This window comes from Bradyrhizobium sp. NBAIM14, assembly GCF_020193895.1.
In the GTDB taxonomy this organism is placed as follows: Bacteria; Pseudomonadota; Alphaproteobacteria; order Rhizobiales; family Xanthobacteraceae; genus Bradyrhizobium; species Bradyrhizobium yuanmingense.
Map to the genome: position 1 here is coordinate 488,185 of NZ_JADYVQ010000001.1, position 23,106 is coordinate 511,290.

Genomic DNA, 23,106 nt, shown 5'->3' on the forward strand with positions numbered 1-23,106 from the left:
GGTTTTATCCTTCCGATCCGTCGTAGGCACCGGGACGTTCGAGGACCGAGTAACCCTGCCGCCAGTTCTGGATCGCCACCTGCACGGAGCGTGCGAACATCAGCACGAACCCGAGCAGCACGGCGTAATAGACATAGTCCTTGGGAAGATTGATGGTGGTCATCTGCTCGTCGCCGATGATCCTGATGTAGACCCAGACCAGCTTGATGGCGTAGCCGAAGAAGGCGATCCGGATCAGGTCGATCGCGGTCGACAGCACGCGCCCTACGGCATGCGGCAGGTAGCGATAGACGAGATCGACCTGGATATGCCGCGACAGCCGTACGCACATCGACGAGCCGATGAAGACCACGCCGATCAGGCAATAGGTCGCGATCTCCTCGGTCCAGGCGTAGCTGTCGTTGAGCACGTAACGGGTGAAGAACTGCAGGAAGACGGCGAGCGCCATTACCCAGAAAATCGCTAGCGCCACCCAGTCCTCGAAGGCGTAGACGCCGAGATCGACCTTCGGCGTCGCCTCCTCCTCGAAGGTGTGCGCGATCTCGTCGGCGGTGATCTGCCGGTGGATTTCGGCGGTGGACATGTTACCTCTCTCCAAATCGTCGTTCCGGAGCTCGCGAAGCGAGAACCCGGAATGACGTCTTTGTTCTACTGTCTCACGCTTGCTCCGCTCCTCATCCTGAGGAGCTTGCGAAGCAAGCGTCTCGAAGGATGCCCCCGGGGCACACCGGGGCCCTCATGGTTCGAGATGCGCTTCGCGCTCCTCACCATGAGGGTCTTATGGCGGGGCAAGCGGCGGTCACTTCACCGCCTGGATCTTCTCCCAATCCGCCTTGCGGTAGCCGAAGGTCTCGAACGCGACGTTCTTCAGCACGGTGTCGCGGAACTCGTTCTTGTCGACCTCGGTCACGGTCAGCCCCTTGTCCTTGAAGAAGGCGACCAGCTTGGCCTCGTTCTGCTTGATCTCGCCCGTTGCCTTGGCAGCGGCCTCCTGCGCCACGTCGGTGAAGATCTTCTTGTCCTCGTCGGACAGCTTCTTCCACAGCGCGCCGGCGATCACGGTGTTGAGGTGATCGACGATGTGGCCGGTCAGCACGATGTGCTTCTGCACCTCGTAGAACTTCTTGGCCTCGATCGTCGTCAGCGGATTTTCCTGCGCCTCGACGGTGCCGTTCTGGAGCGCGAGATAGACCTCGGCGAACGCGATCGGCGCGGTGTTGGCGCCGCAGGCCCGCGGCATCGCCAGATAGGCCGGAACGTCGGGCACGCGGATCTTCAGGCCCTTCATGTCCGCGCAGGTCTTGATCGGCTTGTTGGACGAGGTCTGGCGCACGCCGTAATAGGTCACCGCGACGATGTGGTGGCCGCTCTTGTCCTCATAGCCCTTGGCGAGCTCCTTGAAGATGTCGCTCTTGGTGTAGGCGAGCAGATGATCGGCATCGCGGAAGGTGTAGGGATAATAGGTTACGCCGATCGGCGCGAAGCTCTTGGCCGCGAAGCTCGATCCGGAGATGATGATGTCGACCGAACCGAGCGAGAGGCCCTGGTTGATGTCGGTCTCCTTGCCGAGCTGCGAGGCCGGATAGACCTCGATCTGGTAGCGCCCGTTGGTGCGCTTATTGATCTCCTGCGCGGCCCAGACCGAGGCTGTGTGGAACGGCTCCGAGGGCTCGTAGACATGGGCCCATTTGAGCTTGGTCTGCGCCATGCTGGCGCTGGTCGCTGCCAACAGCGTGGCGGCGGAAATCACTGCTGCAATCGTCATCTTCTTTAACATCGACTTTTCCTCCATCGTTCAAGTCTGCTTCTTGTTCGCCCGCCCCGGCATGGATGCGGGCCGCCCAATCTCATCGCCGCCGCGAGCTGCCGCTCTTGGCCTGTTTCTTCGATGGTCGTTTTGATTTCGCCGGCTGAACCCCGGACGGCGCCGCCCGCCTCCGTGCAGCCGGCGCCCCTGCTGATGTCTCGGCACCAAAATTCTGTGCAAAGCGCTCCTGCGAATGCGCGAGGTGATCGCGCATGGCGTCATGGGCCGTCAGCGGCCGGCGCGCAGCGATGGCGTCGCGCACGGCTCGGTGCTCATCGAGCGCGGTTCGCCACGTGGTGGGATTCTCGAAATAATGCGCTAGCTGCGCGAAATAGGGATTGAGGCGCTGGTCGAACAACTCGCCGACAACCCGCACCAGCACGGCATTGCCGAGACATCCTGCCACGGCGATATGGAAGGCGCGGTCATGAACCATCGAGGCTTCGCCAGGATGGTCGACATTCTCCATCGCGACGAGCGCGGCGTCGATGCGGTCGATGTCATCTTTGGTCGCCACGCGCGCGGCCTGTTCGGCGATGGCGCTCTCCAGGAATTCGCGGGCGCGCAAGAGTTCGAACGGGCCTTCGATGACGGCAGTAGCTGTCGGCGCGGCCACGGCGGCGGGCTCGATCACATAGATGCCGGATCCGACGCGGATGCGCAGGCGCCCTTCGACCTCGAGCGCAATCAAGGCTTCGCGCACCGTGGGCCTCGACACCTTGAGCTGTTCCGCGAGGTCGCGCTCGGTCGGCAAGCGGCTGCCGACCGCGTACTCGCCGCTGTCGATCAGGCTTCGCAATTGATCGGCGACCTGGCGATAGAGCCGTCTCGCCTCCACAGCTTCCAGCGGCACGCTGGTCCTCCCGAAAAGGTCTCGCGCGGCGCCTCCGGCGCCCGCGACCCGCCAATTTTGGAGAATTGGTCTTACCAATTGACCGGAGCATTGACCTGATACGGACGCCATGTCAAGCAGCGGCAAAGCAAGGGGAGACGTCCATGCGCCAGAGCTCGATGCGCCTTGGTCGCGCCAATCTCGACCGCCTGGCACCTGCCATCCGCCGTCCGGCCTATGACCGATCGCGCGTCACGCCCGGCATCGTGCATCTCGGGCTCGGGGCGTTTCATCGTGCCCATCAGGCCGTCGTCATCGACGATTGCCTTGCTAGGGGCAGCATGTCCTGGGGCATCATCGGCGCGAGCCTGCGCAGCCCGGAGACGCGCGACGCCCTCGCCCCGCAGGACCATCTCTACACCGTCGCTGTGCGCGCCGCCGAAGGTACCGAGCACCGCGTGATCGGCGCCCTGCTCGACAGCGTCGTGGCGCGCGAGAAGCCGGCAGCCCTGGTCGAGCGGATGGCCGATCCCGCCATCCGCATCGTCTCGCTCACGGTGACCGAGAAGGGCTATTGCCACACGCCGCAGACCGGCGATCTCGACGAGCGGCATCCTGATGTCGTGCACGACCTCAACAATTTCGACGCGCCGCGCTCGGCGCCGGGCTTCATCGTCGCCGCGCTGGCACGCCGGCGGGCGCAGGGTCTTTCGCCCTTCACCGTGCTGTGCTGCGACAACCTCGCCGCCAACGGCCACACCGTGCAGCGGATCGTCACGCAGTTCGCCGCGCTGCGGTCCAGGGAACTTGGCAAGTGGATCGCCGACACGGTTGCGTTCCCCTCGACTATGGTCGACCGCATCGTGCCGGAGACGACGGATGCCGACCGCGATGCGGTCGCATCCGCGCTGGGCATGCGCGACGCTTGGCCTGTCATGACCGAGCCGTTCACGCAATGGGTGGTCGAGGACCGCTTCACCGCGGGCCGGCCGGACCTTGCCGCAGCGGGTATCGAGCTCGTCGGCGACGTCAAGCCGTTCGAGCTGATGAAGCTGCGGCTGCTCAACGCCAGCCATTCCGCGCTGGCCTATCTCGGCTATCTCTCCGGCTACGAGACCATCGCCGACACGATGCAGGATCCGCATTTTGCGCGCCTCGCCGCGCAGGTGATGGAAGAGGCCGCGGTGACGCTGACCATGCCATCAGGCACGGATCTCGCCGCCTATCGCGCCTCGCTGCTCAAGCGCTTCGCCAATCCGGCGCTGCACCATCGCACTTGGCAGATTGCCATGGACGGCTCGCAAAAGCTGCCGCAGCGGCTGCTCGGCGCGATGCAGGATCGCCTTGCCAGAGGCCTGCCCATCGCAACGCATGCGCTGGCGGTGGCCGGCTGGATCCGCTACGTCAGCGGCGTCGACGAGCAGGGACGGCCGATCGACGTGCGCGATCCATTCGCCGCCGAGTTCGCCGCGCTGGCGCGCGAGGCAGGACCCGTTGCCGAGCGCCTCGCGCCGGCACTGCTCGGGGTGGCGAAGGTGTTCGGGCCGCTCGGCGCCGAGCCGCGCCTGCGCGAGGCTGTCACCGCGGCGCTCGGCCGCCTCTATGCCGACGGCGCGCGGCGGGCCGTGGCAACGCACGTTTCAGCGTGACCACGACGCGGGCAGCATCCTGAATGCTGCACTGCGGCCAAAGTCGACGGAAAGTCGCGCTTGATTTTTGCCTGTCCTTGCCCCACCCGAGAGCGATGGGAAACGACACCAAGGTCATTGCCGCCAACGCGGCCTTTTACGCGGCATTCTCGACCGGCGACTTCGCCGGCATGGAACGGATGTGGGCGGATGACGACGGCATCTCCTGCATCCATCCCGGCTGGCCGGCCATCATCGGCCGCGCCACCGTGATCGGAAGCTGGCGCGACATCCTGCAAAACCCGCAGCGGCCGCAGATCGTCTGCGCCGAGCCGCAGGCCATCGTCGACGGCGACAGCGCCCGCGTGCTCTGCATCGAGATCGTCGACGGCACCGCGCTGGCTGCGGCGAACCATTTTCGCCGCGTCGGCGACGACTGGCGCCTGGTGCATCATCAGTCCAGTCCGATCGCACAGATTGTCGAGCAGGCCGAGGACGATAGAGCAAGTCACCGCGTCCACTGAGCACGGCGATCACGGCGCCGTGATCTACTGTGCATGGGGTTGTTTTTCAGCTTTTGTTTGGCGGGCCGAAAGTTCCGACAGATCGTCGAGCACGACATGCGCGCCGGTGAAGTCGTCGTCCCCGAAGAACGTGCTGCGGGTGATCAGAACCGGGACGCCGGCGCGCGAGGCCGCGATCAGACCGTTGGCGGAATCCTCAATCGCAACGCAATCGGATGCCTCGAGCTTCAGCCGCGCCAGAATCTCGAGATAGACGTCGGGCGCCGGCTTCTTGTGCCTGACGTCGTCGCCGGCGACGATCGCATCGAAATCCGCGGCCCAGCGTTTGCCCAGCGCCTGCGACAGCAGCGCATCGATATTGCCGTGCGATGTGGTGGTCGCAATCGCAAGCCGCTGGCCGCGCTCCTTCGCGGCCCTGAGCAAATCCGTCACGCCTGGCCGCAAGGGACAGCGGCCGGCCTCGACAAATTCGGCATAATGCGCGGTCTTGATGCGGTGAAGTTCTGCGATGTCCCCGTCCGACAAGGGCGGAGCGGTCACTAGCCTCTCGTGGTAGGCGCGCATGCGCTCCTTGCCGCCCGTCACCCGCAACAGGTCCTTGTAGACGGCGCGGTCCCACTGCCAGTCGAGACCGAGGCGGGCGAAGGCGAGATTGAAGGCCTGCCGATGCAGCTCCTCGGTTTCGGCCAAGGTGCCGTCGACGTCGAAGATCAGCGCGGCCGCGCCCCGGATCAGTTCGGCGGCGTCTGCTGGCGCCTGAACCAACGCTTCGGCCTGCATGATCGATGCCTCCTGTCCCAAGCGAACATCGCCCGAAGCGACAGACGAGTAAAATCGCAATATCTTTTGCCGGACCCAAAAATCTCTTATGAGCGAACGGTGCGCGACGGCGCGAACGGGAACTTTCGATCTGCACAGGAGACGCATGCGGCTCTTCATCCTCGGCCTCGGCTACAGCGCGCGGCATTTCGTTCGCAAGCACGGCGGCAGCTTCTCGCATGTCGCCGGCACCGTGCGCGATCCCGCGCAGCGGAATGACCTCGCCGGGATCGAGGTGCATCCGTTTTCCGGCAGCCTTCCGTCGCCCGAGACGGTTGAACGGGTTCGCGACGCCGACGTCCTCCTGGTGTCGATCCCGCCCGGCAGCACCGGCGATCCCGCGATCGCGGCGTTTGGCGGCGTGCTGCAGGGAAGCCGCCGCAAGGCCATCTATCTCTCCACCATCGGGGTGTACGGCGATCACGCAGGCAGCTGGGTCGACGAGAGCACGCCGCCGCAGGCCATCCTCGACCGCACGCGGATGCGGATCGCGGCGGAGCAGGCCTGGACGGATGCGACGGGCGGCGATGCCGCGATCCTGCGGCTTGCGGGCATCTACGGTCCCGGCCGCAACGCGCTGGCGACACTGCGCGCGGGAACGGCGAGGCGCATCATCAAGCCGGGACAGGTGTTCAACCGCATCCACGTCGATGACATCGCGAGCGCGATCATCGCCGCTATTCATCACCAGGGCGGCGGCGTTTGGAACGTCTGCGACGACGAGCCAGCGCCGCCGCAGGACGTGATCGGCTATGCCGCGCAGCTGATGGGCGTGGCGCCGCCGCCGGAAGAAGCGTTCGCCACCGCCGAAATGTCGGCGATGGCGCGCAGCTTCTATGCCAGCAGCGCCCGCGTCTCCAACGAGAAACTGAAGCGCGAGCTCGGCGTCACGCTGGCCTGCCCCACCTATCGGCACGGCCTCGACGCTCTCTGGCGCGCAGGCGAAGGACGTTAGGGTTCCTGCGCTTCGATGCGTCCCAGACATGCCGCCCCCGCGCTTGACTTCGTCCCTGTGCGGTCATGATCTAGGCATCGAGCGAGCCACCGCACAACGAGCTCGCCTCTTGGGAGAATGCAATGAACAAGACGATCGCCATGATCGCGGCAACGATTGCTGTCGTCACGCTCGGCGCCGCGCGCGCTGCGCCGCTGCCCGAAGCCAATCCCGACGATGTCGGATTTTCGAAGCAAGGCCTTGCACGCCTCGATAATTTCTTCGCGCGCGAGATCGCGGCCAAGCGCGTTCCCGGCGCAGTGGTCGCCATCGCGCGCGACGGCAAGCTCGTCCACTACAAGGCCTATGGCCTGCTCGATCCGGCCAAGGGCACGCCGATGCCGCTCGATGCGATCTTCGCGCTGGCCTCGATGACCAAGCCGATGGCCGCGGTCGCCGGCCTGACGCTGATGGAACAGGGTCGGCTGCCGCTCCAGGCCAAGCTGTCCGAATACTATCCGGGCTTCGCCGACATGAAGGTCGGCGTGCCTCAGGCGGACGGATCACTCAAGCTCGAACCGCAGACCTCGCCGATCTTCATCCACGATCTCTACCGGCATACGTCGGGGTTGATGTATGGCGGCCGCCCCGACTCATCGAGCCCGGTGGCGCGGCAATATCCCGATGGCATTGCGCCGGCGATCGAAGGCGACACCCAGGCTTTCATCGATCGCATCACCAAGCTGCCGCTGGCGCAGCAGCCCTCGACCGCGTTCGAATACGGCTTTTCGATCGATGTGCTCGGCGCTGTCGTCGAGAAGGTGAGCGAGCAGAAGCTTGGCGACTATCTCGCTGCCAATGTCTGGCAGCCGCTCGGCATGAAGGATGCGACTTTCCATCCGACCGAGGCGCAGCGCCCGCGCCTCGCCCGCCCCTTCCCGAACGATCCGCTGACGGGCAAGCCGCAGGCCATCAAGCTCCTGGACACTCCAACCAAGTTCGACTGCGGCGGCGCCTGCTCCTTCGCGACGGTCGGCGACTACGTCCGCTTCGGACAGATGTTGCTCAACGGCGGCGAGCTCGACGGGCAGCGCATCCTCGGTCCGAAGACCGTCCGTCACATGACGGCGAACCATCTCGGCCCCGAGATCAAGAACAACGTCGCCAATGTCGAGCCGCATCGCGGCGGCTTCGGCTTCGGCCTTTCGGTGGCGGTCCGGACCAGCGAAGGATTGTCGTCGGTCCCCGGCAATCCGGGCGAGTTCACCTGGAACGGAGCCTACGGGACGCAGTTCTTCTGCGATCCCAAGGAGCGTCTCGTCGTCGTGGTGGGAACGGCGGCACCGGGTGAGCTCAGGAAGTATTATCGCGAGCAGGTCCAGGACATCGTCTACGGCGCGATGACGAAGTGAGACCGTCACATGAAAGAGAAAGGGCGGCCACTTGGGCCGCCCTCTTGATTGACCGTCAGCTCAACACGCCGTGTTTCTTGAACCAGGCCTCTGCCTGCTTCCAGGCATCTTCCGCGGCGTCCTTGCGGTAGCTGCCGCGATAGTCGGCATGGAAGCCGTGCGGCGCTTCGGGGTAGATCTTGAAGTCGGCCGTCTTCTTGCTCTGCTCGAGCGCGGCCTTCATCTGCTCGACCTGCGCGACGGGAATGCCGGTATCGGCGCCACCATAGAGGCCGAGCACCGGCGCCTTCATCTCGGGCGCGAGCTGCAGAGGGCTCTTCGGCCACAACGGGTTGGCTGGATCGACCAAGGTCCCGTAGAAGGCAACGCCCGCCTTGAGCACACCGCTGTGAGCGGCATATTCCCAGACCGTGCGGCCACCCCGGCAGAAGCCGATGATGCCGAGCCTCGTCGTGTCGCCGCCTTGCGATCCTGCCCAAGCCACCGTCGCGTCCAGATCCGACAACAGCTCCGCGTCCGGCTTCGCATTCACCACCGGCAGCAGCTCCTTGATATCCGTGACCTTGGTCAGGTCGATGCCCTTACGGAAATAATAGTCGGGCGCCACTGCGAACGCGCCGAGCTTGGCGAGGCGTCGCGTCACGTCCCGGATGTATTCGTGCAGTCCGAAGATCTCCATCGCCACGATGATCACCGGCGCCTTGGCGTTGCCGGCCGGGCGGGCGAAATAGGCGGGCATTTCCTCAGAGCCGACCTTGATCTTGGCATCGCCGGCCTGGAGGCCGCTGGTATCCGTCGTGATGATGTCGGCCCGGACCGGACCGGCCGCGAGCGTGTAGCCAGCGGCGACGGCCGCGGTGGCGCTCATGAATCCGCGGCGCGAGAGCGGGGCGACTTTCGTCAGTCCAACGACGTCGGATGTCATGGTGGTTTCAAAGCTCATCGATCTTCCCATTCCTGATTCCCATGCTGATGCCCCTCGGGCGCCGCATTCGCCAGTAATTGCCAGATAAACGCAAGTCACCAGCCTGCGAGCACGCGGCTCACCACTTCATCCCTTCGTTAGCGAGCGCCGGTGTCCGCCGCCCGCCGAAGAGTGGGCCGTGTGCCGGACTTAACCGTCTGGCTGCACTGCACCGCAACATCCATTAACCGAAAAGAATGGTTCTTTGCCTGCCGGCCAGGCCGCTTGGCGCTGCGCAGAATGCGCCTGAGCGCAGACCCGACAGGCTCTGCCGCAACAAATAGCAATCGCAGCGACGATGGTGACACATCATGTTGCTTACGCATCGCTCATCATCACCAAATCACGTGCGAACCGCCGTCATTTGATTGAAATTTTCGGAGGATCTTGGCCGCGCGATTTACCCGGTCTTTCTTTGTGACACCCTAGTTCCACGGCCGGAAGTTCCATCTTCGGAAACGCAGAGGCTTCTTCCCGCGACGCGCGATGCTCGCCCGCAACGGACGGCGGAGCGCGAGCGGGTCTCATTCTCGTCCGCCCCGATTGCGCTACCCGAGGCCCAATTGAATAAACGTTTATGCGACCTGGAACTGAAATGAATTTGGCTCGTGAATCGATTGAACTGTTGGAGCAGGCCGCACGCATCCTGTGGTTCGAAGGCACCAAGCACGGTTTGCGCGACCGCGAATGGATGGCGCTGCGCTTCCTCTCCCGCGCCAACCGATTTTCCCGAACCCCCTCGGCGCTGGCGAGCTACGTCGGCACCACGCGCGGCACCGCCTCGTTCATCATCGGCGAGCTCGAGCGGCTCGGTTATCTCGAGCGGAAGCGCTCGGCCACGGACAAGCGTTCGGTGACGTTGAGCGTGACCCAGCAGGGCAAGAAGTTCCTGGTGCGCGATCCCGTCAACGTCCTCATCGAAGCGATTGGCGTTCTGGACAACGAGGTCAAGATCCGCTTCCGCGACACGTTCCGGCACGTGCTGGACCACTCCGATGCCGCCGAGCAGCGGCACCACACCGACGTCTGCAAGCGGTGCATCTTCCTGCGGGAGGATCGCGCCAATACTGACAGCAAGACGACGGCCGAGTTCAGCTGCCGCCTGTTTCGCGCACCGATCGCCGAAGCGGAGGTCGATCTGCTGTGCACCAGCTTCGAGCATCACCGCCAATAAAAGGCGGCTCGTTCAGGGCGTTGCCTTGCGCGACGAATAGATGACGCCGCCGCTTGATTCCACCACCAGGCGCCCGTTCTCGTTCCTGATCTCTTCGATGCGGCCAAGACCGGGCACCTGTTGTCCCAGCACGGCTTCGATGACACCGTTCGGGCCCTGCAGGATCGCAATTCCCTCATAGGCCTGGCGGACCGACCAGCCCTTGATCGCCTTGCGCGGCGCCAATGCACGCTCGGGTGCAGGCACCGATCCCGTGAATTCGGGCGCGGCGACCGCGGCCATCATCGGCCCTTGCGCTGACACCGGCTGCGTCTGCACCGTCGCCGGCGCGGGAGCTTGGGCTTGGGCTTGCACCTGAGCGAGCTTGTCGAGCTTCACCGTAGAGGACGAGCTCACCCGCTCGATCCGGTCGAGATTCTCGGCAAACCGGCCGAAGCGATCGTTCGTGACCTTGCTGGATTGATCGACCGCGGTCCGCAAGCCATCGAGGTTTTCAGACACGCCCGACACTTGCTTGCGCAGTTGCGCGACGGTCTCGCGCAGAATCCTGATCTCTGCATTGGCCGCAACGTTGTTTGGCGCGGGCTGGGTGGTGAGATAGGCGATCACGCCGGTGCAGGCACAGACCACCAGCATGGCAGCGACCGCCAGAGTTGCGAGCGGCGCGACCCAGGTCGGACGGGGTGGCGGCGGCTTCGCCACAATCACGGCCGGCTTGATCACGACCGGCGCCGGCTTCGGGATCGCCATCTTGTCGAGGCGGGCCTTGGCACGAATCCGCTTCAAGCCGTCGAGTGCCTCCTTTGCGAGAGCCTCGTCGCTCGCCGTCGCCGATACGCGCTTTGCACTCGCGGCAGGCTTGGTCGTCCGCGCCGCGTTGTCCATTGCATCGCTCGCCTCTGGCGCTGGCTTCGCCGCCGCGGAAGCGTCCGCGGTCGCGTTGGGACGAGCTTGTCCATCGGACAACATATGAAAATGCTCCGTTCGGTTCGGTCTGTCGAGCGACGACGTTATCTGTCGAAGCTTGCCTGAAACGTGCGGGTCGAAAGCCGTTCATCGCGCGTGATGCGACGTCGCATGAGTCGATTGCGCCATACACGTGGCGATAGTGCGACTCGAAAGACACACACTCGCCAAGATTTCATCAAGCTGGAGGCGCGGCGCAGACGTGAGTCGAACTTCCGCATGCGGAAAAGCGAGTTCCAGAGTCAATCCGGGGTTGAAAACCCATCAATGTGCGTGCCTCGGAGCACCACCGAAATAGCTGTAATTGTACGGGGATGCGGAACTATACAACCATCACAATGCAAAACTAGTTCAGCATCAAAATCAACTGATACGTTTGGATGCATCAAGAAACAACCCGAAACAAATCAACAGCATCAAGTGCGTGTAGCAATCGCTTTCTTTCGCACGCTTGATCGGGAATCGGCAATCGCTACGGTTCTACTCAAGTGATTCTCGCCAGTTGGCGAGGAGATCGACATGGTTCAGCAGTGTTCGGACGCGATGAGCAACTTGGCGCAACTGTTCTAGGTCGTTTCTCAATCTGCTCCGCGAGGTGATCAGTAAGACACCCGCCGAGCCTCACGCAGTAAGCGTTTCAGTATCGAGTTGAAGTAACAGGCCTGCGAGACGCAGGCACTGAACGCGTAGGGCTGCCCGCGAATATCGAAACCACAACAACGGTTCGCGGGATGGAATGTCGTCAAACAGCATCGTTGCCGAGCCGGAGCATCACAACAACCAACCGGCCGCAACAAGTGCGAAACAGGGGCGAAAGACTGATGTATATTATCGTTGATGATCGTGAGAGCGTCGCGAACAGCTATGTCGGAGGGCTCGTTCGCGAAGGCGTATCGTCGATCGGGTTCTCCTCCGGAGAATTCTGGGACTGGCTGCAATCTGCGAGCGAGTCCGATCTGGCGGCGGTGGACGCTTTTCTCCTCGGCGATTGCGATGCCCGCGGAAGCCTGCCGCGTGCGATGCGCAAGCGCTCCTCGGCTCCCATCATCGCCATGAGCGGCCAGAAGATGCTCAAGAACACGCTGGAGCTGTTCGAATCGGGCGTGGACGACGTCGTACACGTGCCGATCCACCTGCGCGAGATCCTGGCACGAACGGCCGCGATCGCGCGCCGCCGGGTGGGCGAGCTGCCGAGGCCCTGCGAGAGCAGGATCCAGGTCTTCTTCAACGGCCGTGATCCCGAAATCGCGGGCCACGCCCTCACCCTGCCCCGCCGCGAACTGCGCATTCTCGAATATATGGTGGCCAACCACGGCAAGTGGATCACCAAGACGCAGATCTTCAATGCGGTCTACGGCATCTTCGAGTCCACCTTCGACGAGAGCGTGATCGAGAGCCACGTCAGCAAGCTGCGCAAGAAGCTCCGCGACCGCCTCGGCTTCGACGCGATCGTGGCAAGGCGTTACGTCGGCTACCGCCTCAACATCCCGGCGGGCGAAACTCTCGACGAGCCGGTGCAGGAGCTCGAGGACGTCGGCATCCTCTTGAACCGGGCGCAGGCCGCCCCCGCGGCATACCCGGCCGGAAACTGACACGGCAGGACAGCGCCACGAACCGGCAACGGCCTCTGCGAAGCAGCTTCGCGGAGGCCGTTACACTTTTGGCGGCGAGCTGAGCGCACGCCTCGTCCTTCGAGACGGCGCTGACGCGCCTCCTCAGGATGAGGCTAATCGGCCGCGGTGCGCGCTGAGACTGGCGCCGCGCATTCCGTCCTCATCCTGAGGAGCCGCGTAGCGGCCTCTCGAAGGATGGCCGCAGAAAAGAGCTATGGCTTCTGCTGGAATTCTTCCTTGGAGACGTAGTTGAAGTCCTCGACCAGGACGTCCTGGACGATGTCACCCTGCATCCGTTCGTTGACGCGCTGCTTGATGGCCGTCGTCAGGATGGCGAGGTCGTAACGGGCGAGCTTCCTGAAGTCGAGACGATCGTCGGCGTAGATCCTGCGGAAGGCCTCGTCGACGACGAACGGCTCCGGCGGGACGTTCAGCTGGTGCATGGTCCGCGCTTCCATGGTGTAGACGAAGCGGGCGACGATGTAGCCCTGGACATTGCCGTTCTCGACCATCGGCACGCTCAGCGCCCGCGTCTTGTGATATTGCAGCCCTTCGAGATATTCGTCCTTCGCCGGCAGCAGGTTGCCCTTCTCCTTCCAATAGGCAACGGCATAGCTCGTGCCCGCCGTGAGGATGCATACCCAGAGCCCGGCCAGCACCAGCCTGATCATTTTCCGTCCTGCGCCGTGCGACCGGTATAGGTGCCGTCGGACTCGGCGTCCTTGACCGCCTTGACGATGATGCTCGCGACTTCGCGGACCGCGTCGTAGTGCATTTCCAGAATGGAACGATTCCGCTCGAGCTTCTCGCGCAGCCGCTGAATCTCCTCGGTGATCTCGACCTCGCCGCCGAGGTGCATCCGCGCCCGCATCAGGCGGACGAACTCGAGCATGCTCCGGCTCTTCCGCGCGCTGAAATCGTCGAAATCGATCTTCTGGCCGGTCGCGAGCGCAGTCGTCTCCTCCTCGACGATAGTCGCGAGCCGGCGGATTGCGGCCAGCAGGCCACGCATCTCGTCCGATCTCACCGTGTCCGCGGCGTCGACCCTTGCCTCGCCACCCCCGATCGGCAGCAACACGGGCAGCAGCGCATCGCTCGCTGCGGCTTCCGTCGTCATCATCTCGGTGTCCGCGACCGCCTGGTCCATCGCCACGGCCACCGCGCCTTCTTGTGCCTGCATTGGAAATTCACCTCTCAACTTCTATCACCCGTTCGCGGATCATGATTTGACCTTCGCAGCGTCCGCTCCAGCCGGATGCGCGGCGGCGAGCTGCCGGGCTATGCCGACACCGTTGCCCTTTGCCAGCTGGTTGCCGAGCTGCTCTGCAAGCATCGACTTCCAGACGCCGCCAGCCGTGCCCTTGCCAAAGACCTCCTCCGACTCCTTCGGCAACATCGTCTCGACGAAGGTCTGGAGGATGAAGGCCTCGAACTTCCGGTAAATCTCGCCGGATGCCGGCGCCTTGATCACCTGCACCGGCGCGCCATTCACGGCACCCGACTGCGCTTCCGCGACTTTCGCCGCGGCTTGATCGGCGGTCGCCGCTTTGGCCTTGCCGACTTCCGCCTCCATCGTGGCGGCGAAATCGGCGTCCGACGATTTCAGCGCGTCGAGCTTCGCGGTCGCGGCGCGCTGCGTCGCGGGGTCCGCGGCTTCGAGGACGTCGAGGACGAGGTCGGGCGTCGCTGTCACGATCATGTCTTGTTCCGGTTGGCTGGCTGTGGCGTCCAGGCGTGCACGGTAAGGCTCGTTCCCGTCATGTCCTCGAGCGAGCGCTTCTCGGCATCGCGGAGCTTTGCTGCGAGTGCGGCCTTGGCGACCTCCTCGAGCTGTTTCACGCGGCGGGTCTCCCGGCGAACCTGATCGAGCTGCTGCACGGCCTGCGCCTGCACCTCACGGGCGCCGACGCTCGCCCTGTTGAGACGCCGCGCGATCGATTCGTTCGACGATCCCGCCGGCGGCTTTCCATCGTTCAAGGCTCCGACCAGCCATTCCTGCTCGTCCTGCAGGCTGCGCTCCTGCTGCCGCAATTGCGCGAGCTGCCATTCGGAGAGCCGGAGCTGCAGCTTCACCAGCGAGACCATCCGGCCGAGCTTGTCCGCGCGCGATGTCATGACCCGGTCACTCCGCCAGCCACGACGACACGCCCAGCATGAACTGCGTCAGCAGCTCGTCGCTGGTGAGGTAGAGCAGCAGGAAGCCGCCGAACAGCACGAAGGGCACCGAGATGAAATAGACCGGAATGGCCGGCGTCAGCTTGTTGATCAGGCCGACCGCCAGGTTGACGATGACCGAATAGACGATGAAAGGGCTCGAGATCCGCAGCGTCAGCACGAACGCTTCCGAAAGGCGGCCGACGAGCAGCTCGAGCGCGACGCTGCCGCCCAGCCTGCTGCCGGGCTTCCAGACGTCGTAGGAGTTCATCAGCCCCCGCAGCACCTGCCAGTGCTGGTCGGTCATGAAGAACAGCGTGGTGACGGCCGCCATGATCAGCGGCACCAGGGCCGGCGCCGGATCGGTGTCGGCGATCGGTGTGCCCGGGATGTTGCTCAGCCCGATCGCGCTCGCCATCATGGTCGCCATGGTCTGGAGGGCGAGGAAGAACACGCGCCCGCCGAGCCCGATGACGCTGCCGACCACGAGCTCGGAGCAGATCAGGAGCGCGAGCGTCAGGGGAGCCGCGTTGTCCGTGAGCGGCTTCAGGACGGCAATCAGGATCGGCGTCAGTGCAAACGTCGTGACCAGTGCGACGAACAGGCGCACCTGGGACGGAACGTTGACGCTGGAATAGCCGGGCACCAGCATCAGGCAGGCGCCGATGCGGCAAAACACGATGAACGTCACCAGCACGCTGTCGGCGAGCCCTGAGATCACGATATGGCTCCGAGCGCCCTGATCTCGGCGCTGCGCGCGACTTCGACATGCGACAGGATCGGCAAAGTCGGGAACACCCGCTCCAGGATCATCCGGACATAGGGGCGCGCTTCCGGCGTCACTGCCAGCACCACGCTGGTGCCGCTCTCGGTGAATTTCCGGATCGCGGCGCTGGCTTCGGTCGCGAACTGCTCGATCAGGCGCGGGTCTGCGTCGAACTCGATGACGTCCCCCTTGGCATCGCGCTTCAGGCTCTGGTGGAAAGCGAGGTCCCAGCGGTTACCGAGACGAACCACGTTGAGCACGCCATTGTCGGAGAGATCGCCGCAGATCTGCTGGGCGAGCCGGGTCCGAACGTGCTCCGCCACCTGCTCGGAGCGCCGCACATGGGGCGCGATCTCGGCGATCGCCTCGAGGATCAGGTGAAGATTGCGAATGGAGACTCGCTCGGCAAGCAGGATCTTCAGGATCGCCAGCAGGCCCGAATAGGAGATCTGCGACGGGCAGAGATCCTCGACCAGGCGCTTGTATTCGGGATCGAGCCGGTCGAGCAGGGCACGCATGTCCTTGTAGGACAGCAGCTGGGCAAGGTTCGCCCTGATCACTTCGCTCAAATGCGTGAGCAGCACCGACAGATTGTCGACCGGCTTGCAGCCCTGCCGCTTGACTTCGTCGGTGAAGGCTTCCGTCACCCACAGCGCCTTCATGCCGAACGCAGGCTCGATCACCTCGTCGCCCGGCACGTCGGGCTTGCCGTCCTTGTCGACCAGCACCAGCACCTCGCCGAGCCTGAGCTCGCCATGGGCAACGCGCGTGTCGTGAATCCTTATCTGGTAGCTCTTAGGATCGATCGACAGATTGTCCGTGAGCTTGATCTCGGGAATGACGAAGCCGTACTGCTTGGCGAATTTCTTGCGGATCTTGGCCACGCGGTGGGCAAGCTCGGTGCGCGAGCCCAACAGATGGATTGAAAGGTGGCCGCCGAGCGCCAGCTCGATCTCGGCGGTCTTGAGCTGCTCCTTGACGGACTCCTTGGCCTCAGCCTGCGCGCGCTCGTCGGCCTTGCGGGCCTCCTCCTTCTGCTTCAGCGCAGCCTGCCGCTTCGGCAACGAATAGCCGACGAAGGCCATGACACCCCCAAGCAGCACAAACGGCGCCATCGGCAGTCCCGGCATCAAAGCGAGCACGAACATCATCAGCGCGGCGGCCGACACCGCGCGCGGATAGCCGCCGAGCTGCCGCAGCACCGCCTGCTCCGCCGAGCCCGTGGTGCCGCCCTTGGAGACCAGGAGGCCCGCCGACAGCGACACGATCAGCGCCGGCATCTGCGACACCAGACCATCGCCGACGGAGAGCTTGGTGTAGACGTCGGCCGCGCGGGACAGAGTCAATCCGTGATGGGTGACGCCGATGACGATGCCGCCGAAGATGTTGATCGCGGTGATGATGAGACCGGCGATGGCGTCGCCACGGACGAATTTCGAGGCGCCGTCCATGGCGCCGAAGAACGCGCTCTCCTCTTCGAGCTCGCGGCGCCGTCGCTGCGCTTCCTTGTCGTCGATCAAGCCGGCGGACAGGTCCGCATCGATCGCCATCTGCTTGCCCGGGATGGCGTCCAGGGTGAAACGGGCGCCGACTTCGGCGATACGCGTCGCGCCCTTGGTGATCACGACGAAATTCACCGTCACCAGGATCGCGAAGATGATGAGACCGATCACGAAGTCGCCGCCCATGACGAACTTCGAGAAGCCTGCAACGACATGGCCCGCCGCATGTTCGCCCTCCCCGCCCCGTGACAGGATCAGGCGCGTCGTCGCGATGTTCAGCGCCAGGCGCAGGATCGTCGCGATCAGCAGAACGGTCGGGAAAGCAGAGAAGTCGAGCGGGCGCTGAATCCACAGCGCCACCATCAGGATCAGGGCCGAAAGCGCGATCGAGAACGCGAGGCCGAGGTCGATCAGGATCGGAGGAATCGGCAGGAACAGGATCGTGAGCATGGTCACGATGCCGGCGGCAAAGAAGGCATCCGTTCCGAGGCGGCGCGGATTGGGCGGGCTAGCAGCTAACGTATCGGCCATGGGTCACCGGCAGAGGGGTCCGGTCGCAATCTGCCGCGCAAAGCTTACGCGGGGATGGTGCCGGGGCCGTCCGGATCAGAAGCCGCGCTCGATCCTGGAATAGACCATCTCAGTGAAGGTCGACAGATGCGCGCCGATGAAGGAGCCGGAGACGGCAACAACCAGGAGAATGACGATGATCTTCGGAACAAAGGTCAGCGTCACCTCCTGGATCTGGGTCAGCGCCTGGATCAGCGCGATGACGGTGCCGACCAGCATGGCTGCGCCGACCGCAGGCCCGGAGGCGACGATGATGGTCCAGATCGCCGCCTGGACGATATCGAGGGCGTCCCGCTCGTTCATGACTGGCTGATCGTGAGGCCCGGTCCGACCGCGACCTTGGTGCCGTCCTGAAGCGTCGCGATCGAGCCGTCGCTGTTGATGGAGACCGAGACGACCTTGCCGCTGAAGGTCGCGCCGGTCGAGTCGGTGAAGCTGACCGTCTTCCCGATCAGCCCGTTGGCCTGCGACAAGGACTGCGAGGACAGCAGCGCGTCCAGCTTCGCATTCGTCTGCATCGCCTGCTCGACCGTCGAGAGCTGGGCGAACTGGCTCATATACTGCGCGGTGTCCATGGGATTGGTCGGATCCTGGTTCTTCATCTGGGCGATGAGGAGCTGGAGAAACGTGTTGTAGTCCACGCTGTTGCTCGACGTCGTCGAGTTGGTGTCGGTCGAACTGGATCTGCTGGTGCTGTCGGTCGCGCTGTTGACGTTCATCTTGTCTCTCCGCTGTCAGGCAGCTTCGACTGGGGAAACGGCGGCGGCGCCGGCCAGGATGGCCTGCTCCACCGGAAACAAGGCGCGAATCCGCTTGAGCGCCTCGAAATAGCGGGTCGCCCCGACCAGTTCGTGGATCGCGCCGAGCCCATCGAGCATCTCGCGGTTCTCGCAAACGGCACACAGGGCCGCGTGATGCTGGGCGTAGAGCGCCGCAGCGTCGCGAACGTCGGTCGGGTTCATCAGCATGAGCTGGACGATGAAATAGAGCTGCCGCAGGGCCGTGGTGGCGTCGGACGCCTGCATGACCTGCCCTTCGAGCAGGAACATCACGTCGTTGACGAGCTCGACGGAGACCTTGCGGTCGACGCGGAGCACCGCGCCGTTGATGTAGATCCGTTCGCCCGCGCGCAAGGAGATCTTCATTAAAGCGCGTCTCGGATCAGGCGGTTGATTTCGATGAGCTGCACCACGTCGCTGGACCGCTGCTCGCGGAGACGATCGGCTTCCTTGACCACCCACAGGCCGATCGAGATGATGTCGGCACGCAGCTTGTCCGGCAGGCCGTTGTCCGGGTGCGCGAGATCCTCGATGAAGATCGTCCACAGCCGCCGCACATAGAGCAGGCTCTCGACCTGATCCTCGGGGCTGAAACGTCCCTTCTGGATCCGCTCGAGCCGGTCGATGCCAAGGCTGAGTGCCTGCCGCTCACGGCTGCGCGCCTCATAGCCACTGTCGTCAACGACCGCTTCATAGGCTTCAAACGTCATCAGGACCACTCTTCGCAGAAAACCGAACAACTGGACAAAGGTTACGAGCCTGACAGCGCAGCCTTGGCTCAGAGATAATTGATGAGGCTGATCTTCTGGAGCTGCGAGGTGAGCGCCAGCGCGGTCTGGATCTGTGTCTGCAGCGTATTGACGCGGACCGAGGCTTCGGTCGGGTCGACCGCTTCCATTCCGACGATCTGATTGTTCAGAATGTCCTGCTGCGTCTTGAGCTTGGCGGTTGCGGTGGTGACCCGCTGCTGGACCGTGCCGACGCTGCCGCCGAGCGCAGCGAGATCGTTGATGGCGTTGCCGACCAGCCCGATGGCCTTGTCCACGACGACCTGGAACGTCTCCTGGCTCAGCTTCACGTTCCCGAGATCGGCCATCATGGTGTAGGCCTCGGCGAGCCTGCGGAAGCCGATCTCGTTGGCGCTCACTGACGTGTCCGCGATCTCGGTGGTGGAGATTCGGCTTTGCATGGTCTGGTCCGTCGCCGAGGACCAGTTGGTGTTCCAGGCCGGGCTCGCGAACCCGGCATCGAAGGTGGTGTCCAGGAAGGTCTGCATCTGGGCCGGCGTAATGGTGGCCACGGCGGGCGAGGATTGCGGGAAGCCGAAGGCCGCGAGAAAATCGGCATCGACCTGGTTCTTGCTGGCCGAGCCCGCGGCGTACGGCGTGATGGGCGCGTTCTGCGTGTTGATGCCCGAGAACAGCGACGAGCCGTTATAGGAGACATTCAACGCGCCGATCAGGTCCTGGAGATTGGAGGATGCAGGCGGCAGGATGACGCGCCCGCCGCCGTCGGTGCTGCGGGCCGCGATCAGATCCTTGAGGAAGTCGGTCGCGGTCTTGTTGAGCTGGGTGATCCTGTTCTGCGTCACGTCCAGGCGTCCCGAGACGAGACCGTTGGTGTCGACGAGCTGGTCGGCAAAGCTCCAGTCCGCCCGCAGCGTGAGGTCGCTTCCCGTCGTCGCACCGAGTTCCAGACCAACGTCGTAGAAGCGGCCGGTGGTCGCTTCGGTCGAGGCCTTGCTCAGCGCCGCCTGGTTGTTCGTGATCGAATACCTCAACGACGAGGACAGCATCAGGGTGGAAACGTAATTCGCGCTCATCATGGCTCAGTTCCCCACGGCGGCCAGCAGGCTCTGCAGCATTTCATCGACGGTCGAGATGATCTTCGACGAGGCCGAATAGGTTCGCTCGACCTGGAGCATCAAGGCCATTTCGTCGTCCATGTTGACGCCGTTGACGTTTGACAACGCCGTGATGCTGCGGTTGAGCAATGTGCTCTGGTACTCGGAGTTGGCGTCGGCGGTCTTGCGCTGGTTTTCGATCCAGCTCGCCGATGATGATGCGAAGTCGATCAGGCTGCCGCTCGGCTTGCCTTGCGTCGTTGCATCGAACGGCTGCGCGGCATCCATGCCGCCGATGAGCTGCTGCAGTCGGGCCGAATAGCCGCCGTTGCCGGCGGTGTTGTATTGGTAGGCGGGGTTGCCGCTGATCGCGCCGTCGCGTAGCAAATTCGGGTTGCCGCCCAGGCTCGGATCGACCGAGGCCGCGACCGAGATCGTGCCGGCGAGGCCCACCGAGACGGTCGCGCTCGCCGGCATCGCCGGCGCGCCCGGATAGGTGAAGAGACCGGGAACGTCGGGCAGCGCCGCGGCGGTCTGATCGCTTTCCCTGAACTTATTGATCAGGCCGCGCGCGATTTCGTCGAGCTGGCCCTGATAGGTGACGGTGTCCTGGTCGCGCAGCTGGGCGAGGCCTGCGAGCTTGCCCGACTTCAGCGGCATCACCGAATTGGCGCCGGTCACCGGGACCCCGTCGATGTAGACGGCGTTGCCCGTGGTGCCGGCGGTGTAGGCATTCGTCGGCGCAAAGCTCACCGTCCGCGCCGTCTTGTCGAACAGCACCACGCCGCTGTCGGCGTAGAGCGCCGCGTCGCCGTTGGGGCGGATCGACATGTTGACGCCGACCTCCTGCGACAGCTGCGAGACGATGCTGTCGCGCTGATCGAGATAGTCGGTGATGTCGTCGCCGGAGATCGTGCCTTTCACGATCGCAGTGTTCACGGTCTCGAACCGGGAGAGCAACTGGTTGATATTCTGAACCGACGTCTTCATGTCGGCATCGGCGCTTTCGCGGACCGACTGCACGGTCCGGGTCGCCTGGTTGAGCGCGGTCGCCATGTCCCTGGCGGACGCGACGGCCGCCTGCGCCAGGGTGGCGTTGTCAGGGGCGTTGGCATATTTCTGCAACGCCTGCTTCAGCGCGTTGAGCTGCGCCGTCGGCGACTGGTCGAGCTCCGGATCGTCCACCGTCGCGGTGGCGATCTTCTGCAGGCCGTCATAGATCGCGGTCTGCTTGGCGGACGACGAGGTCGCGATCAGGACGTTGTTGTAGAGGCCCGAGCTGGCGGCGCGCTGGATCGCCGCGACATAGACGCCGGCGCCGGGCAGATTGTCCAGCACGGTGAGCTTGCGCGAATAGCCGGTGGCGCTGGCACCGGCGATGTTGCGCGAGATGACCGACGACTGAACGCTCGACGCCATGAGCGAGGAGCGAGCCGAGTTGAGAGCGGCGGTAAGCGACATGGCGTGCTCTTGCCCGAAACGAGCGCCGAGGAATTCAGCGCTTCAAGTTGACGACGACATCCAGCAGATCCGAGCCGGTCTGGAACGATTTCGAGTTCGCCGTGAAGCCGCGCTGGGCCTCGATCATGCCGGTGAGTTCGTCCGCAAGGTCGACGTTGGAGTCCTCCAGGGCACTGGACTGGATCGTGCCGAGCCCACCCGTGCCGGCATTTCCGACCTGCGCGTTGCCGGAATTCATGTTGGTCGAATAGACGTTGCCGGGCTCGGGCGTCAGATTGTCGGGGCTCGCGACGTCGGCGAGCATGATGGTGTAGAGCGTCAGCTGCTGCCCGTTCTTGAGGATCGCCGTCACATGGCCGGCATCGTCGATATCGACCTTGTCGATCGCCGAGGGAACGCTGCCATTGACAGTGGCCTTGAAGCTGAAGTCGGTGCCGACCTGGGTCAAGTTCGACAGGTCAAAGGTCATCGCCGCACCTCCGGGAACGGTGAAGGCGAGACCGGTCGGGCTCGCCGCGGCGAGCGCGCCCCTGCCGGCCGCCGTGGTGTCGAAGGTGAAAGTGGTGGCGGCGCCGAGCGAGGTGCCCGTCGCGGAGTCGTAGACCCCGATCTGCCAGGTATCCGAGCCGGCAGCCGTCGCCGTGTGGGACATATAGACGTCGAGCGTAACGGCCTGGCCGATATTGTTGTAGGCCACGATCGAGCTCTTCGATGAATATGACGCCGGGCCGGGCGGACCAGCAATGACAGCCGCTTTCGGATCCAAATTGCCGGTCGTGAGCGTTCCCGCCGTTGACGGCACCGGCACCTGCGAGACCTGGGCGATGTTGACGATCTGCATGCCGGACAGGCTGTTCTGCGAGAAATTGCTCACGTTGCCCGGCTGGCCGAGAAGATAGAAGCCGGCCGCGTTGACCAGATTGCCCTGGCTGTCGGGCACGAACGAGCCGGCCCGCGTCAGATATTGCTGCGTGTTGTTGGCGTTCGACACCACGAAGAAGCCATTGCCCTGGACGCGGAGGTCCGTGGTCGACGTGGTATACTGCGTATTGCCGCCGTCGCTGATGGCATAGCGGACCTTGGTTTCGACCGCGCCGGAATCGTAATTGCCGGAGCCGCTCTTCAGGATCAGCGAGGAGAATTCCGTGGAAGCCCGCTTGTAGCCCGTCGTGTTGACGTTGGCGATGTTGTCCGAGACCGTCGACAGCTTGTTGGACTGCGCGTTCATCCCGGAAACGCCGGTGCGCATAACACCATACAGGCTCATGAATTGGGCTCCTTTGGTAGGTTGCAGCTACAATGGGGGTTCTTGCTTGCGCGGGGCTGATGATTGGGCGCGATGCACAACTTGTCGTGGT

25 protein-coding genes are annotated in these 23,106 nt (G+C 64.1%); 6 read left to right on the top strand and 19 right to left on the bottom strand.

Annotated features, from left to right (window positions below; genetic code table 11):
* Positions 1 to 4 precede the first annotated feature (4 nt).
* From I6F28_RS02180 to I6F28_RS02190, 3 genes are all read right to left on the bottom strand, one after another.
* Positions 5 to 583 (bottom strand): TRAP transporter small permease, encoded by a 579-nt coding sequence (locus tag I6F28_RS02180; RefSeq protein WP_036007120.1) that lies wholly within the window; start codon positions 581 to 583, stop codon positions 5 to 7.
* Positions 584 to 799: 216 nt separating this feature from the next.
* On the bottom strand, positions 800 to 1,765 hold the full coding sequence (locus I6F28_RS02185; protein ID WP_425248851.1) for a sialic acid TRAP transporter substrate-binding protein SiaP: 966 nt from the start codon (positions 1,763 to 1,765) through the stop codon (positions 800 to 802).
* Between the two features lie 82 nt (positions 1,766 to 1,847).
* The gene (locus tag I6F28_RS02190) at positions 1,848 to 2,660 is read right to left on the bottom strand and encodes a FadR/GntR family transcriptional regulator (RefSeq protein WP_036007117.1); all 813 of its coding nucleotides are present in this window, start codon (positions 2,658 to 2,660) and stop codon (positions 1,848 to 1,850) included.
* Positions 2,661 to 2,803: 143 nt separating this feature from the next.
* Between I6F28_RS02190 and I6F28_RS02195 the strand changes: the two genes are divergently transcribed.
* Both I6F28_RS02195 and I6F28_RS02200 read left to right on the top strand, forming a co-directional pair.
* Positions 2,804 to 4,288, top strand: a complete 1,485-nt coding sequence (locus I6F28_RS02195) for a mannitol dehydrogenase family protein (protein ID WP_225139183.1) — start codon at positions 2,804 to 2,806, stop codon at positions 4,286 to 4,288.
* A gap of 95 nt (positions 4,289 to 4,383) precedes the next feature.
* Positions 4,384 to 4,791 carry a nuclear transport factor 2 family protein gene (locus I6F28_RS02200; protein WP_036007097.1) on the top strand — a complete coding sequence of 136 codons (408 nt, stop codon included), beginning with the start codon at positions 4,384 to 4,386 and terminating at the stop codon, positions 4,789 to 4,791.
* Between the two features lie 24 nt (positions 4,792 to 4,815).
* On the opposite strand, the gene I6F28_RS02205 is transcribed toward I6F28_RS02200, so the two are convergent.
* Positions 4,816 to 5,571, bottom strand: coding sequence for an HAD family hydrolase (locus tag I6F28_RS02205; RefSeq protein ID WP_225139184.1), 756 nt, complete (start codon positions 5,569 to 5,571; stop codon positions 4,816 to 4,818).
* A gap of 145 nt (positions 5,572 to 5,716) precedes the next feature.
* On the opposite strand from I6F28_RS02205, the gene I6F28_RS02210 reads away from it, so the two are divergent.
* Both I6F28_RS02210 and I6F28_RS02215 read left to right on the top strand, forming a co-directional pair.
* On the top strand, positions 5,717 to 6,565 hold the full coding sequence (locus I6F28_RS02210; protein ID WP_225139185.1) for an SDR family oxidoreductase: 849 nt from the start codon (positions 5,717 to 5,719) through the stop codon (positions 6,563 to 6,565).
* Between the two features lie 122 nt (positions 6,566 to 6,687).
* Positions 6,688 to 7,956, top strand: coding sequence for a serine hydrolase domain-containing protein (locus I6F28_RS02215; RefSeq protein ID WP_225139186.1), 1,269 nt, complete (start codon positions 6,688 to 6,690; stop codon positions 7,954 to 7,956).
* 55 nt (positions 7,957 to 8,011) lie between these two features.
* On the opposite strand, the gene I6F28_RS02220 is transcribed toward I6F28_RS02215, so the two are convergent.
* Positions 8,012 to 8,899, bottom strand: a complete 888-nt coding sequence (locus I6F28_RS02220; protein WP_225139187.1) for a dienelactone hydrolase family protein — start codon at positions 8,897 to 8,899, stop codon at positions 8,012 to 8,014.
* A 616-nt stretch (positions 8,900 to 9,515) separates the two neighbouring features.
* Between I6F28_RS02220 and I6F28_RS02225 the strand changes: the two genes are divergently transcribed.
* Positions 9,516 to 10,094: a MarR family winged helix-turn-helix transcriptional regulator gene (locus I6F28_RS02225; protein WP_225139188.1), complete on the top strand. Its 579-nt coding sequence runs from the start codon at positions 9,516 to 9,518 to the stop codon at positions 10,092 to 10,094.
* A gap of 12 nt (positions 10,095 to 10,106) precedes the next feature.
* Here I6F28_RS02225 and I6F28_RS02230 read toward each other — a convergent pair whose 3' ends face one another.
* Positions 10,107 to 11,063, bottom strand: a complete 957-nt coding sequence (locus I6F28_RS02230) for a hypothetical protein (RefSeq protein WP_225139189.1) — start codon at positions 11,061 to 11,063, stop codon at positions 10,107 to 10,109.
* An 818-nt stretch (positions 11,064 to 11,881) separates the two neighbouring features.
* Between I6F28_RS02230 and I6F28_RS02235 the strand changes: the two genes are divergently transcribed.
* Positions 11,882 to 12,652, top strand: a complete 771-nt coding sequence (locus I6F28_RS02235) for a response regulator transcription factor (protein WP_192893304.1) — start codon at positions 11,882 to 11,884, stop codon at positions 12,650 to 12,652.
* A 233-nt stretch (positions 12,653 to 12,885) separates the two neighbouring features.
* Here the strand turns inward: I6F28_RS02235 and I6F28_RS02240 are convergent, their stop codons facing one another.
* From I6F28_RS02240 to I6F28_RS02300, 13 genes are all read right to left on the bottom strand, one after another.
* Positions 12,886 to 13,344, bottom strand: a complete 459-nt coding sequence (locus tag I6F28_RS02240; RefSeq protein ID WP_057030136.1) for a hypothetical protein — start codon at positions 13,342 to 13,344, stop codon at positions 12,886 to 12,888.
* Positions 13,341 to 13,853: a flagellar biosynthesis protein FlgN gene (locus I6F28_RS02245; RefSeq protein ID WP_225134451.1), complete on the bottom strand. Its 513-nt coding sequence runs from the start codon at positions 13,851 to 13,853 to the stop codon at positions 13,341 to 13,343. The genes I6F28_RS02240 and I6F28_RS02245 overlap by 4 nt, the downstream gene beginning before the upstream one ends.
* A 39-nt stretch (positions 13,854 to 13,892) precedes the next feature.
* Positions 13,893 to 14,372 (bottom strand): rod-binding protein, encoded by a 480-nt coding sequence (locus tag I6F28_RS02250; protein ID WP_225139190.1) that lies wholly within the window; start codon positions 14,370 to 14,372, stop codon positions 13,893 to 13,895.
* Positions 14,369 to 14,788 carry a hypothetical protein gene (locus tag I6F28_RS02255; RefSeq protein ID WP_225139191.1) on the bottom strand — a complete coding sequence of 140 codons (420 nt, stop codon included), beginning with the start codon at positions 14,786 to 14,788 and terminating at the stop codon, positions 14,369 to 14,371. The genes I6F28_RS02250 and I6F28_RS02255 overlap by 4 nt, the downstream gene beginning before the upstream one ends.
* A 7-nt stretch (positions 14,789 to 14,795) precedes the next feature.
* The gene (fliR, locus tag I6F28_RS02260) at positions 14,796 to 15,548 is read right to left on the bottom strand and encodes a flagellar biosynthesis protein FliR (protein WP_225139192.1); all 753 of its coding nucleotides are present in this window, start codon (positions 15,546 to 15,548) and stop codon (positions 14,796 to 14,798) included.
* The gene (gene flhA, locus I6F28_RS02265; RefSeq protein WP_225139193.1) at positions 15,545 to 17,626 is read right to left on the bottom strand and encodes a flagellar biosynthesis protein FlhA; all 2,082 of its coding nucleotides are present in this window, start codon (positions 17,624 to 17,626) and stop codon (positions 15,545 to 15,547) included. The genes fliR and flhA overlap by 4 nt, the downstream gene beginning before the upstream one ends.
* Before the next feature lie 75 nt (positions 17,627 to 17,701).
* Positions 17,702 to 17,968: a flagellar biosynthesis protein FliQ gene (gene fliQ, locus I6F28_RS02270; RefSeq protein ID WP_025034323.1), complete on the bottom strand. Its 267-nt coding sequence runs from the start codon at positions 17,966 to 17,968 to the stop codon at positions 17,702 to 17,704.
* A complete protein-coding gene (gene flgD, locus I6F28_RS02275) occupies positions 17,965 to 18,384 on the bottom strand; it encodes a flagellar hook assembly protein FlgD (RefSeq protein WP_157281883.1) in 420 nt (139 codons plus the stop codon). The genes fliQ and flgD overlap by 4 nt, the downstream gene beginning before the upstream one ends.
* 15 nt (positions 18,385 to 18,399) lie before the next feature.
* A complete protein-coding gene (gene flbT, locus I6F28_RS02280) occupies positions 18,400 to 18,810 on the bottom strand; it encodes a flagellar biosynthesis repressor FlbT (RefSeq protein ID WP_225139194.1) in 411 nt (136 codons plus the stop codon).
* The gene (gene flaF / locus I6F28_RS02285; RefSeq protein ID WP_036007043.1) at positions 18,810 to 19,154 is read right to left on the bottom strand and encodes a flagellar biosynthesis regulator FlaF; all 345 of its coding nucleotides are present in this window, start codon (positions 19,152 to 19,154) and stop codon (positions 18,810 to 18,812) included. Before flaF ends, flbT begins: the two co-directional genes overlap by 1 nt.
* 68 nt (positions 19,155 to 19,222) lie before the next feature.
* Entirely contained in the window at positions 19,223 to 20,269 is a 1,047-nt protein-coding gene (locus I6F28_RS02290; protein WP_057030132.1) for a flagellar hook-associated family protein, read from the bottom strand.
* Positions 20,270 to 20,272: 3 nt separating this feature from the next.
* Positions 20,273 to 21,748 carry a flagellar hook-associated protein FlgK gene (flgK, locus tag I6F28_RS02295; RefSeq protein WP_225139195.1) on the bottom strand — a complete coding sequence of 492 codons (1,476 nt, stop codon included), beginning with the start codon at positions 21,746 to 21,748 and terminating at the stop codon, positions 20,273 to 20,275.
* Between the two features lie 34 nt (positions 21,749 to 21,782).
* Positions 21,783 to 23,015 (bottom strand): flagellar hook protein FlgE, encoded by a 1,233-nt coding sequence (locus tag I6F28_RS02300; RefSeq protein WP_109144812.1) that lies wholly within the window; start codon positions 23,013 to 23,015, stop codon positions 21,783 to 21,785.
* Between the last annotated feature and the right edge of the window lie 91 nt (positions 23,016 to 23,106).

Excerpts from the sequence above, each read along its gene's own strand:
- I6F28_RS02180 (WP_036007120.1), bottom strand. The coding sequence starts at position 583 with ATGTCCACCGCCGAAATCCACCGGCAGATCACCGCCGACGAGATCGCG.
- I6F28_RS02185 (WP_425248851.1), bottom strand. The coding sequence starts at position 1,765 with ATGACGATTGCAGCAGTGATTTCCGCCGCCACGCTGTTGGCAGCGACC.
- I6F28_RS02195 (WP_225139183.1), top strand. The coding sequence starts at position 2,804 with ATGCGCCAGAGCTCGATGCGCCTTGGTCGCGCCAATCTCGACCGCCTG.
- I6F28_RS02200 (WP_036007097.1), top strand. The coding sequence starts at position 4,384 with ATGGGAAACGACACCAAGGTCATTGCCGCCAACGCGGCCTTTTACGCG.
- I6F28_RS02205 (WP_225139184.1), bottom strand. The coding sequence starts at position 5,571 with ATGCAGGCCGAAGCGTTGGTTCAGGCGCCAGCAGACGCCGCCGAACTG.
- I6F28_RS02210 (WP_225139185.1), top strand. The coding sequence starts at position 5,717 with ATGCGGCTCTTCATCCTCGGCCTCGGCTACAGCGCGCGGCATTTCGTT.
- I6F28_RS02215 (WP_225139186.1), top strand. The coding sequence starts at position 6,688 with ATGAACAAGACGATCGCCATGATCGCGGCAACGATTGCTGTCGTCACG.
- I6F28_RS02220 (WP_225139187.1), bottom strand. The coding sequence starts at position 8,899 with ATGAGCTTTGAAACCACCATGACATCCGACGTCGTTGGACTGACGAAA.
- I6F28_RS02225 (WP_225139188.1), top strand. The coding sequence starts at position 9,516 with ATGAATTTGGCTCGTGAATCGATTGAACTGTTGGAGCAGGCCGCACGC.
- I6F28_RS02230 (WP_225139189.1), bottom strand. The coding sequence starts at position 11,063 with ATGTTGTCCGATGGACAAGCTCGTCCCAACGCGACCGCGGACGCTTCC.
- I6F28_RS02235 (WP_192893304.1), top strand. The coding sequence starts at position 11,882 with ATGTATATTATCGTTGATGATCGTGAGAGCGTCGCGAACAGCTATGTC.
- I6F28_RS02240 (WP_057030136.1), bottom strand. The coding sequence starts at position 13,344 with ATGATCAGGCTGGTGCTGGCCGGGCTCTGGGTATGCATCCTCACGGCG.
- I6F28_RS02245 (WP_225134451.1), bottom strand. The coding sequence starts at position 13,853 with ATGCAGGCACAAGAAGGCGCGGTGGCCGTGGCGATGGACCAGGCGGTC.
- I6F28_RS02250 (WP_225139190.1), bottom strand. The coding sequence starts at position 14,372 with ATGATCGTGACAGCGACGCCCGACCTCGTCCTCGACGTCCTCGAAGCC.
- I6F28_RS02255 (WP_225139191.1), bottom strand. The coding sequence starts at position 14,788 with ATGACATCGCGCGCGGACAAGCTCGGCCGGATGGTCTCGCTGGTGAAG.
- flhA (WP_225139193.1), bottom strand. The coding sequence starts at position 17,626 with ATGGCCGATACGTTAGCTGCTAGCCCGCCCAATCCGCGCCGCCTCGGA.
- fliQ (WP_025034323.1), bottom strand. The coding sequence starts at position 17,968 with ATGAACGAGCGGGACGCCCTCGATATCGTCCAGGCGGCGATCTGGACC.
- flgD (WP_157281883.1), bottom strand. The coding sequence starts at position 18,384 with ATGAACGTCAACAGCGCGACCGACAGCACCAGCAGATCCAGTTCGACC.
- flbT (WP_225139194.1), bottom strand. The coding sequence starts at position 18,810 with ATGAAGATCTCCTTGCGCGCGGGCGAACGGATCTACATCAACGGCGCG.
- flaF (WP_036007043.1), bottom strand. The coding sequence starts at position 19,154 with ATGACGTTTGAAGCCTATGAAGCGGTCGTTGACGACAGTGGCTATGAG.
- I6F28_RS02290 (WP_057030132.1), bottom strand. The coding sequence starts at position 20,269 with ATGATGAGCGCGAATTACGTTTCCACCCTGATGCTGTCCTCGTCGTTG.
- flgK (WP_225139195.1), bottom strand. The coding sequence starts at position 21,748 with ATGTCGCTTACCGCCGCTCTCAACTCGGCTCGCTCCTCGCTCATGGCG.
- I6F28_RS02300 (WP_109144812.1), bottom strand. The coding sequence starts at position 23,015 with ATGAGCCTGTATGGTGTTATGCGCACCGGCGTTTCCGGGATGAACGCG.